The 12,508-nt window shown below is 59.4% G+C and carries 10 protein-coding genes; 9 read left to right on the top strand and 1 reads right to left on the bottom strand.

The window, feature by feature from the left end; translation table 11 throughout:
• Nucleotides 1-34: 34 nt before the first annotated feature.
• Nucleotides 35-1,087 (bottom strand): fatty acid desaturase, encoded by a 1,053-nt coding sequence (locus tag ACWJJK_RS06500; protein WP_168183804.1) that lies wholly within the window; start codon nt 1,085-1,087, stop codon nt 35-37.
• An 18-nt stretch (nt 1,088-1,105) separates the two neighbouring features.
• On the opposite strand from ACWJJK_RS06500, the gene ACWJJK_RS06495 reads away from it, so the two are divergent.
• The 9 genes from ACWJJK_RS06495 to egtD all read left to right on the top strand — a co-directional run bounded on the left by ACWJJK_RS06495 (nt 1,106) and on the right by egtD (nt 12,482).
• A complete protein-coding gene (locus ACWJJK_RS06495) occupies nt 1,106-2,869 on the top strand; it encodes a carbamoyltransferase C-terminal domain-containing protein (RefSeq protein WP_434113501.1) in 1,764 nt (587 codons plus the stop codon).
• Nucleotides 2,866-4,947, top strand: coding sequence for an iron-containing redox enzyme family protein (locus ACWJJK_RS06490; RefSeq protein WP_077730570.1), 2,082 nt, complete (start codon nt 2,866-2,868; stop codon nt 4,945-4,947). Before ACWJJK_RS06495 ends, ACWJJK_RS06490 begins: the two co-directional genes overlap by 4 nt.
• Before the next feature lie 224 nt (nt 4,948-5,171).
• Nucleotides 5,172-6,236 carry an LLM class flavin-dependent oxidoreductase gene (locus ACWJJK_RS06485; RefSeq protein ID WP_347257508.1) on the top strand — a complete coding sequence of 355 codons (1,065 nt, stop codon included), beginning with the start codon at nt 5,172-5,174 and terminating at the stop codon, nt 6,234-6,236.
• A gap of 5 nt (nt 6,237-6,241) precedes the next feature.
• Nucleotides 6,242-7,846, top strand: coding sequence for an amino acid adenylation domain-containing protein (locus ACWJJK_RS06480; protein ID WP_086134112.1), 1,605 nt, complete (start codon nt 6,242-6,244; stop codon nt 7,844-7,846).
• Nucleotides 7,824-8,357: a GNAT family N-acetyltransferase gene (locus tag ACWJJK_RS06475; protein WP_133718148.1), complete on the top strand. Its 534-nt coding sequence runs from the start codon at nt 7,824-7,826 to the stop codon at nt 8,355-8,357. Before ACWJJK_RS06480 ends, ACWJJK_RS06475 begins: the two co-directional genes overlap by 23 nt.
• The gene (locus ACWJJK_RS06470) at nt 8,333-8,602 is read left to right on the top strand and encodes a phosphopantetheine-binding protein (protein ID WP_077730566.1); all 270 of its coding nucleotides are present in this window, start codon (nt 8,333-8,335) and stop codon (nt 8,600-8,602) included. Before ACWJJK_RS06475 ends, ACWJJK_RS06470 begins: the two co-directional genes overlap by 25 nt.
• Nucleotides 8,592-9,737 (top strand): hypothetical protein, encoded by a 1,146-nt coding sequence (locus ACWJJK_RS06465; protein WP_086134110.1) that lies wholly within the window; start codon nt 8,592-8,594, stop codon nt 9,735-9,737. Before ACWJJK_RS06470 ends, ACWJJK_RS06465 begins: the two co-directional genes overlap by 11 nt.
• Before the next feature lie 478 nt (nt 9,738-10,215).
• Nucleotides 10,216-11,514 (top strand): ergothioneine biosynthesis protein EgtB, encoded by a 1,299-nt coding sequence (egtB, locus tag ACWJJK_RS06460; RefSeq protein ID WP_156879773.1) that lies wholly within the window; start codon nt 10,216-10,218, stop codon nt 11,512-11,514.
• Nucleotides 11,511-12,482, top strand: a complete 972-nt coding sequence (gene egtD / locus ACWJJK_RS06455; protein ID WP_156879772.1) for an L-histidine N(alpha)-methyltransferase — start codon at nt 11,511-11,513, stop codon at nt 12,480-12,482. The genes egtB and egtD overlap by 4 nt, the downstream gene beginning before the upstream one ends.
• Nucleotides 12,483-12,508 lie beyond the last annotated feature (26 nt).

Raw genomic sequence — 12,508 nt, 5'->3', positions numbered from 1 at the left:
GGCGAACAATCGCGAGCGCTCCCTTTCGGTCATCTTATACGTTTTCTTGCGAATCGACCCAAGCCCGGTATTTCTCGTTACGCCTCAGCACCATCACCGCCATGCCCCAATATCCGTAAGGCATGGCGGGTCCTTCGGTCGGTGCGCACAGTTCCGGATAAGGTATCCCGGGGCGACGATGATGGTCGGCGTGCCGCGTGAGGCCCAGAAACAGAAACAGGCTGACCGCGGAGTCGTTGCGCCAGGCTGCTAAACGCGACCGGCCGGAGGCTTGGGTCAAACCGTAATGCTGGAAGTAATTGACGGATTCCAAGATCCGTATGGCGAGATAGGCGCATCGCAGAAACACCGCAGCCGCCAAGAGCCCGAACAGCCAGACGTATGCTGCGAGCCAAACGGCTTCGACGGCCGCTCCGGTCAAAGTAGCCCTTCGATCGGCATTCCAGGCAATCCGCCATTGTTGAATCGCCACGCGCCGAAAAAAGTCCTCGTAGCATTCGCCCGCAATAGCGGTCGACGGATCCAGCGCACTGCCCAGCATGGCATGATGAGCCCGCTTGTGCGCGATCGAAAAATGATCGTAAAACACGGTGGCAAACAGAAATCGTCCCAGCATCCGGTGCCATCGGCGATGTTTGTGGATGAGTTCGTGGGCAGGACAAATTGCCGCGCAGCAAAAATTGGCTCCGGCCATGATCCGGACGGCCAACAGATTGCCCAGGCTATTCGCAACTTCCAGCGGGCCGGCCCATCTAAGCCGCGAGACCAAGAGTCCCAAAGCGAGGGCGTTCAGTATCTGCAATAGAACTAGCGCATACAGGATTCCGTCGAAAAACCAGCGCGGAGCGTCGGCAGGCACCGACCGCCGCTCGGAAGGACCGAAACAATCGGCCGCAAAGAGTGCGCCCATCGGCAATGTCCAAGCCAAGGCCTGAACCGCCGGATGGGGGCCGGTTGCGAAAAACGCGAAAATGCAGATCGGCATAAACAGGCTGAGACCGAAACCGCACCACCAAGGCGGTAGAAAATCCGGCAGACGAACCGTTCTCGGAATCCCGACCCCCGCAGTTTTCGTTAGAATGTCCATAGGCTTTCGGAATCGGCGATGAAAAAACACGACACCCGAACGTATTATGTTGGCCTCTGCGCGACCTATCACGATCCGGCGCTGTCCATCCTGAACCATGCGGGCGAGATCTTATTCGCGGAGGCTACCGAACGCCACCTTCAATACAAGCGCGCCCTGAATTGCGAGCCGGACAACCTATACCTTATCCCTAAGCTTCTGAGCGAGCATTGCGGCGATGCCGATGAATTCGTCATTGCTTGCAACTGGCGCCGATCCCGGCCGATCTACGAAAGACTCGCGAAGATGCTCGGCTGGCTGTCGCCCCGGGGCATCCTGAACGGCAAAGGACGCCGCCTTACCACGTGGCTGGAAATGTATCAGATCCACCACATGCTGGCTTGCCAGCACCACGCCATGCGGCGGATCGGGCTCAACCTGGCGCGAACATTGGGCCGCGACTTTCCCGGCGCATCCGTCCGTTTCCGCCATTACGACCATCATCTGACTCATGCCGCGCTGGCGTGTTACGGGAGTCCTTTCGACCAGGCAGCCTGCGCGGTAATCGATTCTTATGGCGAGGAAGGCTCCATGGCGTTCTTCGCCTATCGCAACGGACGCCTGAAACCTCTCTTCGAAGCACGCGGCCCGCTCAGCTTGGGATTCTACTATATGAAGCTCACCGAGCTATGCGGTTTCGATTGGATAGGCGGCGAGGAATGGAAAGTCATGGGGCTCGCGTCCTACGGACGGATCGACGAGGAGGTCTTGAGCTGGCTGCGCGGCACGATGCGGATCGAGGGTTTGCGCCTGGCTCCCGATTACGAACGATTCTTCGAGTACCTGAACCGCCTGATAACCCGTCGGAGATTGAGGGATCAAGCACCGGAGGCCGTCGCGGATTTGGCCCATACCGGCCAGCATTTCTTCACCGAGACCGTCAACCGGCTCATCGCCAATCTCCACGAACTCGCCTCGTCCGATAATCTGGCTTTCGGGGGAGGATGCGCGCTCAACTCGGTCTGCAACGGTCAGCTGTTGGCTCATACGCCGTTCCAATCGCTGTACGTCCCGCCGGCACCTGCCGATGACGGAACCGCCTTAGGCGCAGCCCTGCTGGCGTTTCACGACGACCATCCGGAAAGCCGGACGGAACCCCGCCGCCTTTCGCCCTATTTAGGTAGCCGCATCAAGCGCGACGCCATTGAACGTCTCGCTCAGTACGCACAACTTCCGGTTCGACACTTGCCGGATGGAGCCGTAATAACCGCTGCCGCGGATCTTCTGGCCCAGGGAAAAATCTTGGGCTGGGTTCAAGGCTGCGCCGAATTCGGCCCCCGCGCGCTGGGCAATCGTTCCATTCTGGCCGACCCCAGGTCGCGGGACATGGGCGAGCGCATCAACCGAGACGTGAAATTCCGCGAACGCTTCCGTCCCTATGCGCCGGTCGTTCTGCACGAGCACGGTCCGAATTTCTTCGAAAACTACCAGGAAAGCCCCTATATGGATCGTACCCTGCGCTTCAGGCCCACCGTACTTGACCGGGTGCCCGCCGTGGTCCACGTCGACGGCACCGGTCGGCTGCAAACGCTCAAGCAAGACTGGAATCCGCGTTTTCATGCGCTGCTCGGCGAATTTCATCGACGAACCGGCGTGCCGGTCCTGCTCAACACCAGCTTCAACGTCATGGGCAAACCCATCGTGCACAGCGTGGAGGACGCCGCCGGCGTATTGCTCACGTCCGGCCTCGACGCCCTGGTCATCGACGATCATCTGTTCACCAAGCCAGGTCTTCAGCCATGACCGCGTCGCCGGATTTCCGCTCTCTTTGCCAGGTTCTGCTGAACGATCCTCCCGATCGAGGAACTCTGCAAACCGCCGAAGAGTTCGTGAAAGCCGCTTTGATCGAAGCTCAAGAGCAGCAAAATCGACCCGACTTCCAACTCGAAACCTGGGTGCCGGTTAACGCGCCGAATGTCGCCGACCCAGCCGAACGACGATCGTTGCTCTTGGCTCTCAGTCCAAGCGCGTTGCTCGAAGGCGCGTGGCTGGCCCGCGTATCCCAGCCGGCCACGGGCCATTTGTCCGCGCACGGTCACCTATTTGCGATTTACTGCCGAACGATCGGGCTGGAGGACGACTCACCGCCCCTTTCCCTACATTTCCGGAGCTTGTTGACGAATTCGACCATAACGCTCCCGGCCATTTACAGCCCTACTTTTTTCAGCGACCGGCGTTTCCCCGATTTCGCCCTGCGCATGCCCTGCCTCCATCTCGGCCTGATGCACAAACCCCGTACCTTCTTTCCGGAGCTGCTGGGCTACACCCTTGCTCATTGCTTTTTGGATTCGGCTTGGTGGGCTACTCTCTCGGATAGCCCTGAAACCGCTTGGATTTCGGCACGGGAACGATTTTCGAACGCTGTCCGCCCTTTGGCATCAGCTGCGTTGGAGTCCCACCTCCGGGAATACGGCCACTTGGCGCGTATCCGCGCCGGCTGGCACCTCTACCGCCATGCGTTCGAATCACTTCTGCTCGCTTTCTCCGCCGACCGGAATCGACGCCCGACGGCCGCCGACGCCATGGCCGACATCGTTAGGGCGAAGCGCCGGTACGCCATCGGCTACCATCGTCGGGTGATGCTCCAAGAGCGTAGCCTTGATCAATGGCTGGCACAGGCCGAGGACGATCCCGGTGCGATGCTCGAAGCATTGCGCACCTCGCCTTATGTGGATCTCCGATGTCCAGCCGCCGGCCGGCTGATTCGAGCCATGCAATTCGGTGGCGCCATGTTCGGCGTGTTCACCGAAGAGGAACGGCGGTCCTGTCTCAACTGGATCGAAAATCCCGATGCCGAATCGGAAGCAATCGACGCCGGCGAAACGGCTCGCCGGTCCATTAGCGAACCCCGTGCAGTGCCAACTCCACAGAACGCACGGGCTGGACCGAAAAAACACCAGCCCTCGCCGCCTGCCATGAGCCGCCGACGGCTCTTCTCCGCGCTGCTCCGTGCCGAATCCGCCGGCGACTGCCCGCCCGAAGCGACGATCGCGGTGAAGCGCATTCTTGGCCGCAGCCGATGGCTGGACTTGCTGAAACCGATCCGTCGTTCTTTGCGCCATTATCATCCGGCGGCCTTCAGCGAGTGGATAGAAGCCGCTTATCGGCAGGAAGCCGCGCGCTATCGTCCCCTGAACGGCAATCCCAGGATTGGGCGGGAGTTTTGTCTTTGGGCAATTCTGCAACTGGCGCCGTCCATTCTGGTCGACGGCTGCTGGCTGGCCGCCATTCCGACGGCCTCCGAAAATCTCGGCGAGATCGAACGGCATCTGTTGCATATCTATGCCGACGAGGTGGGAAACGGCAGACCGGGACGCAATCATGCCAATGTCTATCGACGGCTGCTGGAGAGCTTGGACTTGGCGATTCCCGAGTTCGAGACCGAAGGCTTCGCCCAGGATCGAAGATTAACCGACGCCGCGTTTGAATTGCCGGTTTACATGCTGGCTATCGGGCTGCTCAAGGACCGCTATTTCCCGGAACTGCTGGGTCTCAATCTCGCCATCGAGTTGAGCGGACTCGGGGCCGGCTATATGCAGGTTGCGGATATTCTCCGCCATTACGGAATCGATCCCACCATCATTCAACTTCACCAGACCATCGACAATCTGGCATCCGGGCATGCGGGCCGGGCACGCGACGCCATCCTGCTCTACCTGGACCGAGTACGACAGCGGAGTGATTTTTCGGGCATGCAAGAAGCATGGCGCAGAATCCGGTTAGGTTACGTATCCCTCGGCGTCGCCATTCTGCCGATGACGGGCCGATTCATGCAGCGCTATTTTGCTGACCGTTTGAAGACGGCGTACCCGACAAGATAGGTAAACGTACGAATGGGCGAACCGGACCACAAGACGTTTATATGAACGTATCGATCGGGCAACGACACGCCAATTCTTGACTCAGAGATTCACGGACACCGAATCGAAAAAGCGTCAAGCCCAATCGCGATCCGACTGCCCGGCCGAAAAGGACAATGGCCGCTTTGCGCACGCTAGGCAGGCTTTAACCAACGATCTGGAACGACATTTCCAAGGAAGGCTTTATGTCGCAGCTTCAGCGTAACAGTGCATCTGCCGATTTTTCCGGAGAAAGCCGCATCGGTCTTGACGCGATCGACGTTTTCTCGACCTGCCCTCAATCCACTACCGGCGATCCGAAATCCTATCGACAGCGTGTCATCGAGGTAGCCCGCTGGAGCGAGCGTATCGGATGCCGAGGCATTCTGGTCTACACCGACAACTCGCTGGCGGACCCGTGGCTGGTGAGTCAAATCATTCTGGAACACACTGCGACCTTAGCTCCGCTGGTGGCCGTTCAGCCGATCTATATGCACCCTTATACGGCCGCGAAGAAAGTCGCGACGCTAGGATTTCTGTACGGGCGGCGTGTCTATTTGAACATGCTGGCCGGCGGCTTCCGCAACGATCTGTCGGCCCTTGGCGATGATACGCCCCATGACCAGCGCTACGCGCGTACGGTCGAGTACACGACGATTATCCGGCAACTGCTGGAGAGCCCGGCGGGCATAAGCTTCGAGGGAAAGTATTACCACGTCCACAATCTCAAGATGTCTCCGTCGCTGCCGCCTTCGCTGCAGCCCGGCATCCTGATATCGGGCTCGTCGGATGCCGGTATGGCGGCGGCTCACGCGATAGGCGCAACCGCGATCAAGTACCCCTTGCCTCCAAATGAAGAGCGAGGCGTAGAAAAGGATATCGGAGTGCCCTGCGGCGTTCGGGTGGGCATCGTGGCACGTTCCTCGGCCGAGCAGGCATGGCGGGCCGCCTTAGAGCGTTTTCCGGAAACCCGCGAAGGGCAGCTGACCCATCATCTCGCAATGAAAGTGTCGGACTCCGACTGGCATAAACAGCTGTCGTCGCATGCAGCGGCCGTGGACGACGATAACCCCTATTGGCTCGGCCCCTTCCACAATTACCAGACGTTTTGCCCTTATCTGGTGGGCTGTTACGAACGGGTGGCACGGGAAATCGCCAGCTACGTCAGGCTCGGCTATCGTACTTTCATTCTCGATATCCCGCCCAGCGAGGAAGAACTGGAGCATACGGCAGTCGTTTTTCGCGAAGCCCTAGAATCCCTAAAGGGGTAAGCACCGTGCCCGAACTGTTGCAAGATTACGTATCCCGACAGGCCGAGCTGCGCCCAAATGCCATTGCCGTTACCCTGGGAAGTTCCTCTCTGACTTACGGAGAACTGGATTCAGCGAGCTCGCGCTTGGCTTGGCATTTGCTAAAAGCCGGTTGCCGCCGCGGCGATCGAATTTGTCTGTTGCTGCCTAAATCGCCGGCTGCCGTCGTGGCCATGCTAGGCGTGCTCAAGGCAGATGCGGTTTATGTTCCGATCGATCTGACCAGCCCCCCCGCGCGCCTGGCACCGATGATCAGAATTTCCGAGCCGTGGGGAGCGCTGGTCTCGTCCGAGGCGGTGAAACTCTTGGATGACATCCTTGAAGAGATCGGCGACTACCCCATGATGATCGGCTCGATCGAGCAATATCGCTTGAACGGACGGAAATTCACCGCATGCTTCGATATGACCGAGGTGGACACATATCCTTCCGTACCGCCGGAGACCGAAAACAACGGGCTAGATATCGCGCACATTCTATTCACTTCCGGCTCGACGGGCGTCCCCAAGGGGGTGGTCATCACTCATCGTAACGTGATCGCCTTCGTGGAGTGGGCACGGAGTTACTTCGGCATCGAACCCGGCGACCGGATTTCGGGCCACACGCCCTTGCATTTCGATCTGTCCATGTTCGACATCTACGGCACGCTTTCGGCGGGAGCCGAGCTGCACATGATCCCGTCTGCGCTCAATTTATTGCCGCACAAACTCGCCGAATTCATCCGCTCGGCCGAGTTGAATCAGTGGTTTTCGGTCCCATCGGTATTGAACTTCATGGCCAAGCACGGGGTCGTGATGCAAAACGACTTTCCGGTTCTCAAGCGGATGTTGTGGTGCGGCGAGGTATTGCCCACTCCGATCCTCATCCATTTCATGCAGCGACTGCCGCACGTCCGGTTTACCAATCTTTACGGTCCGACCGAAGCAACCATCGCAAGCAGTTATTACACCGTCCCCGAATGCCCACGGAATGGTCTGGCTAACATTCCGATCGGCACCGCTTGCGCCGGCGAAGAGTTGCTGGTGCTGGACTCGAAACTGAACGAAGTTCCGCCCGGCGAAATCGGCGATTTGTACATCGGGGGAGCGGGCCTGAGCCCCGGTTACTGGAAGGACCCTGAGAAAACCGCTGCGGCCTTTCTGCCCCATCCCCACGCGGCGGGCTCCGAAGACCGCATCTACCAGACCGGCGATCTGGCGAGACGAGGCGAAGATGGCCTGTTCTACTTCGTTGGACGCGCCGACACCCAGATCAAGAGCCGTGGTTACCGGATCGAGCTCGGAGAAGTCGAAGCGGCATTCCATTCGATCGAGAGCCTCGAAGAATGTGCCGTAGTAGCCATGCCGACCGACGGATTCGAGGGCAATGCCATCTGCTGCGCCTACGTACCGCGGCAGGGTTCAACGGTGTCGGCAGCCCATTTGCGAGAGCAGGCGTCTCGATTGCTCCCGGGCTATGCGTTACCGATGCATTGGCTGCCACTGGAGCGACTCCCCAAGAACGCTAACGGCAAAATCGACCGGCCTCGTTTGCGGAGCCTCTTTCAACATGACACAGCTGTGGAACCTTGACGGCAAGTGGTTGGCGACCGCCGCCGACTGGCTCGCTGCCGAAGAGAACTATCGATGGCTGGACTTCGGCGGCGACGTGCAAATCCTGACGCCAATGCTGTTGCAGGTGATGGTCCAGCGCGACATCCACTGTTTACGCCTTTTCGCGCCGCCGGAGAGCGAACAGCCGATTGGCATCGTCGGGCTCAGCAGCATCACGGATTTCTTCAAAACCGCCACTTTATGGTACGTGCTCGGCGACAAGACGTACGCAACCGGCGGTTATACGACCCAGGCAGTCCGCCAGTTACTGGACCACGGCTTCGGCAGCTTGGGGCTGCAAGCGATTAACGCGTGGGCCGTGGAGGGAAACGTCGCGTCGATCCGCGTTCTGGAGAAAACCGGTTTTCGACCGATCGGGCGGCAACGACGCTGTCACCGGTTGGGCGATCGATACCTGGACCGTCTGCTATTCGATTTATTGGCCCATGAGCACCGGAGAACAAAATGCCTCAAAGCACCGAGTCACTGATGCAAGCCGTTACGCGCCTCCTCTTCGATCGCCTCAACATCGAAATTCCCGAGCCCGATACCGATCTGGTGGACGCCGGATTGCTGGATTCTCTACTGCTCGTCAACTTGATCGCTCAATTGGAGCGGGAGTTCGGCATCTCGGTATCGATCGACGACTTGGATCTGAACCTGGAAAAATTTCGCTCGGTAAGCCGAATTGCGGCTTATATCGAAAGCCGGCGGAATCTCACCGATGTCGCTTGAGCCGGCGCGAGTCAGGATTCTGCGGCGCCAGTCCATTCGCCCGCTCACGTCTAATGACATCGCGGCGGTAGCGGCAGTCCTCGAACGGGTATTCCGCTCGGATCGCTCCGCGGCACCGGACCGACTGGCCGATTATGTACGCCGCATGTGTCTCGATCCGCCAGGCTACGATCCCGAGATTCCGTCGCTGGTCTACGAGGATGCTCAAGGCCGAATCGGCGGATTTCTGAGAGTGAGCGTGCAGCGGATGATCTTCGACGGCCGGCCGATACGCATGGCGTGCAGCGGACCGTTCGCGACACTTCCGGAGGCAAGGGCCAAGGGCGCCGGCGTATTCTTGCTTCGGCACTTTCTCGGCGGTCCTCAGGATTTATCGATTACCGACGGCGCAAACGACCAGGGGCGTTATTTGTGGGAGCAACTGGGAGGACAGACCGCGCACCTGCACTCCTTGGGCTGGATACGGTTACTCCGGCCGGCGGCATTCGCCAGCCAATACATCGGCCGGAAGCATCCTGCTCTCAGGCCGGTCGTAAGCATGTCCCGACCGCTTTCGGTGCTGCTCGACGGTGCGGCACGGAGTCTCTTGAAAAACGGCATGTTGCGTCCGGCACGTTCCACCGAAAAGCTTGTCGAGGAAGATCTCGCGCCGGAAGCCATGGCGGCGGCTTGGCCTAGGCTCTCGGCGCGCTGGCGTCTTCACCCCGATTACGGCAAATCCTATCTGGCCTGGCTGCTGGACGAGATGTCGAGCGTGACCTCGCGGGGTCCGCTGATCGGACGGCAGGTCCGCGATTCGAACGGTAAGCTGTCGGGATGGTATCTTTATTACCTTTCGCCCAGCCGCATCGCGGAGGTGATGCAGATCGTCGCGGACGAAAATAACGAGAACGAAATTTTCGCATCCCTGCTGCTCGATGCCGACCGCCGCGGCGCGACGGCCGTGCAGGGCCGGCTGGAAGCCTGGCTTATCGATCCGCTGTATCGCAACCGGTGCCGCAGCTATCACCGGGCGCCGACGCTGGCTTTGGTGCATGCCCGCAGAAGCGAGGTGACGGCTGCCGTTCATGCAGGCCAAGCTTTCTTGACACGGGCTGACGGCGAATGGTGGACGGGGTTTCGTGAACAGTTCTGATTCGACGCCGAATTTCCGATAATCGACTATGAATCGATTCGGCCGGAAAAAAGCTATTGTTCTGACATTCTGACAACGATCGCTTTCCGTCAAGCACTGCACTGTTTCAAAGTGCTCTGACAGATTCTCCTCTTGTGCCGGAATTTCTTCCAAATCGCTTTCAATCAGGCATTCATTTTCGTAGGGTGGGTTAGGCGCACGTCAGCACTGACCGATCGCCGATCACTGTGCTTCGCGTGCGCCGTAACCCACCGAGCGGCCTCGGACCTGTCCTGAGCCAAGTCGAAGGGTCGGTGGGTTACGCGGAGCCTGTCCTGAGCTTGTCGAAGGGCCTGTCCCGAGCGGAGCCGAGGGGCTAACCCACCCTACGTAATGTTCACTCGAATCCCGAATGGGATTACTCCTTGTAGTAACACTACGGTTAGCCTTGAAAGGCTCGGCGTTTTAGAATGCCCCCTGCGATCCAGGGAGGTAACACATGATACAAGCCGATCGTTCCGCTCGCTTCGCGCGCAAAGAGAATCCGACCGATGCCTTGCTCGAGGACTACCAGGCCATTCGCAGGCACAGCGAAACCTTGTGCGCGCCGCTGGCCGTCGAGGATTACGTCATCCAGGCGATGCCCGACGTCAGTCCGCCGAAATGGCATTTGGCCCACACCACCTGGTTCTTCGAAACCTTCCTGCTGATCCCTTACCTGAAACCTTACCGGCTCTTTCACGAACGATACGGTTATTTGTTCAACTCTTATTACGAAACCGTCGGAAGCTTCTTTCCACGGCCTCAGAGGGGCCTGTTGGCGCGGCCCACCGTAGAGGAGATCTACCGGTATCGCGCTTACGTGGACGAAGCCATGGCTGAATTGCTGACTGCCCCGCCGCCGTCGGACAAGGATGAAATCGCTTCGCGCCTCCTGCTCGGCTTGAATCACGAGCAGCAGCATCAGGAACTTCTCCTCACCGACATCAAATACAACTTTGCCGTCAATCCCCTGAGGCCGGCCTATCGCCACGCGAACCATCCGAAAGCTCCGGCCGCGTCGGCATTGGGATGGCTGGACTACGGCGGCGGGATCGAAGAGATCGGCCATGCCGGCTCGGGCTTCGCCTACGACAACGAAACACCCCGCCACAAGGTTTACCTCCGGGACTACCGCCTCGCCTCGCGCCTCGTCACCAACGGCGAATACCTGGAGTTCGTCGAGGCCGGCGGCTATCGGCGGGCGGAATTGTGGCTTTCCGACGGTTGGGCGGCGATCAGGCCGCGTGGCTGGCAGGCTCCGCTGTACTGGGAGAACATCGAGGGCGAATGGTGGCTGATGACTTTGTCGGGAATGCGCCCTCTCGACGAGAACGAGCCCGTTTGCCACGTCAGCTTTTACGAAGCGGACGCCTACGCCCGTTTCCGGGGCAAACGCCTGCCGACCGAAGCGGAATGGGAATGCGCCGCGTCCCGTCGCACGATTCGGGGTCATTTCCGCGAATCGGGCCGCTATCATCCCGCTGCGACTTCGGAAACGGAAGGAGGCGATATCGCGCAGATTTTCGGAGACGTCTGGGAATGGACCCGGAGCCCTTATGCGCCCTACCCAGGATTCAAGCCGCTGGCCGGCTCGATCGGCGAATACAATGGCAAGTTCATGTGCAATCAGATGGTGCTCCGAGGCGGTTCGTGCGCGACGCCGGAGTCGCACATCCGCGCCACTTATCGAAACTTTTTTTATCCGCCGGACCGCTGGCAGTTTACCGGCATCCGCTTGGCGGAGGATGGCTCATGACCGCTCGGCGCATCCGATTCACGGACCGGGAGCCGGCGCAGGCGGATATCCTCGACGAGGTATTGAGCGGCCTCTTCAGCCCGAAAAAACGGCTGCCCCCGAAACTGTTCTACGATAAGCGGGGCAGCGAGTTGTTCGAGGCCATTTGCGAGACGCCCGAGTATTACCCGACCCGCACTGAAATCGGCATTCTCCGCGACTCCGCTCAAGAGATCGCGGAAACCATCGGCAAGGACTGTATCCTCATCGAGCCGGGCAGCGGCAACAGCCAAAAAGTGCAGCTCCTGCTGGAAACCCTGCACCCCGCCGTCTACATGCCGATGGACATTTCCAAGGATCATCTGAAACTTTCGGTGCAGGCGCTGGGAGCCGCATACCCATGGTTGCGGGTGCACGCGATGTGCATGGACTATACCGCCGGCTTGGAACCGTTCGAGCCGCCTCCGGCATCGGCCGAATCGAAAAAAGTCGTGTTTTTCCCCGGATCGACCATCGGTAATTTCGAGCCCGGAGAGGCTCTGGCTTTTCTTCGACGGGTCGCTCGACTCGTGGAACCGGACGGCGGTTTGCTGATCGGCGTCGATCTCAAGAAGGATCCGGCGGTGCTGCACCGGGCCTACAACGACGCGCAAGGACTGACCCGTGAGTTCAACCTGAACGTGTTGCACCGCCTCAACACCGAGTTGGACGCCGATTTCGATCCTGGCCGGTTCTATCATTACGCCTTCTACAATGCCCGAGAAAGCCGCATCGAGATGCACCTGATCAGCCGCGGCGCGCAAGAAATTCACCTGGCCGGAGAAGTCCTCACATTTGCCGACGGCGAATCGGTGCACACGGAAAATTCCTACAAGTACACGGTCGAAGAATTTCAAAGGCTGGCCCGGACGGCGGGATTCAGGGTCCGAGGATGTTGGCTGGACGACTGCAATCTGTTCAGCATCCATTACTTCGACTTACCGTCGTAGGGCGACAGCACCCGATCACAAACAGC

The sequence above is a fragment of the Methylocaldum gracile genome (assembly GCF_053646815.1).
This window is presented reverse-complemented; position numbering and strand designations above follow the sequence as displayed.

Bases quoted from the DNA above. Each gene is read 5' to 3' on its own strand.
- ACWJJK_RS06475 (WP_133718148.1), top strand. From the start codon at position 7,824: ATGACACAGCTGTGGAACCTTGACGGCAAGTGGTTGGCGACCGCCGCC.
- ACWJJK_RS06470 (WP_077730566.1), top strand. From the start codon at position 8,333: ATGCCTCAAAGCACCGAGTCACTGATGCAAGCCGTTACGCGCCTCCTC.
- ACWJJK_RS06465 (WP_086134110.1), top strand. From the start codon at position 8,592: ATGTCGCTTGAGCCGGCGCGAGTCAGGATTCTGCGGCGCCAGTCCATT.
- ACWJJK_RS06495 (WP_434113501.1), top strand. From the start codon at position 1,106: ATGAAAAAACACGACACCCGAACGTATTATGTTGGCCTCTGCGCGACC.
- egtD (WP_156879772.1), top strand. From the start codon at position 11,511: ATGACCGCTCGGCGCATCCGATTCACGGACCGGGAGCCGGCGCAGGCG.
- ACWJJK_RS06500 (WP_168183804.1), bottom strand. From the start codon at position 1,087: ATGGACATTCTAACGAAAACTGCGGGGGTCGGGATTCCGAGAACGGTT.
- egtB (WP_156879773.1), top strand. From the start codon at position 10,216: ATGATACAAGCCGATCGTTCCGCTCGCTTCGCGCGCAAAGAGAATCCG.
- ACWJJK_RS06485 (WP_347257508.1), top strand. From the start codon at position 5,172: ATGTCGCAGCTTCAGCGTAACAGTGCATCTGCCGATTTTTCCGGAGAA.
- ACWJJK_RS06490 (WP_077730570.1), top strand. From the start codon at position 2,866: ATGACCGCGTCGCCGGATTTCCGCTCTCTTTGCCAGGTTCTGCTGAAC.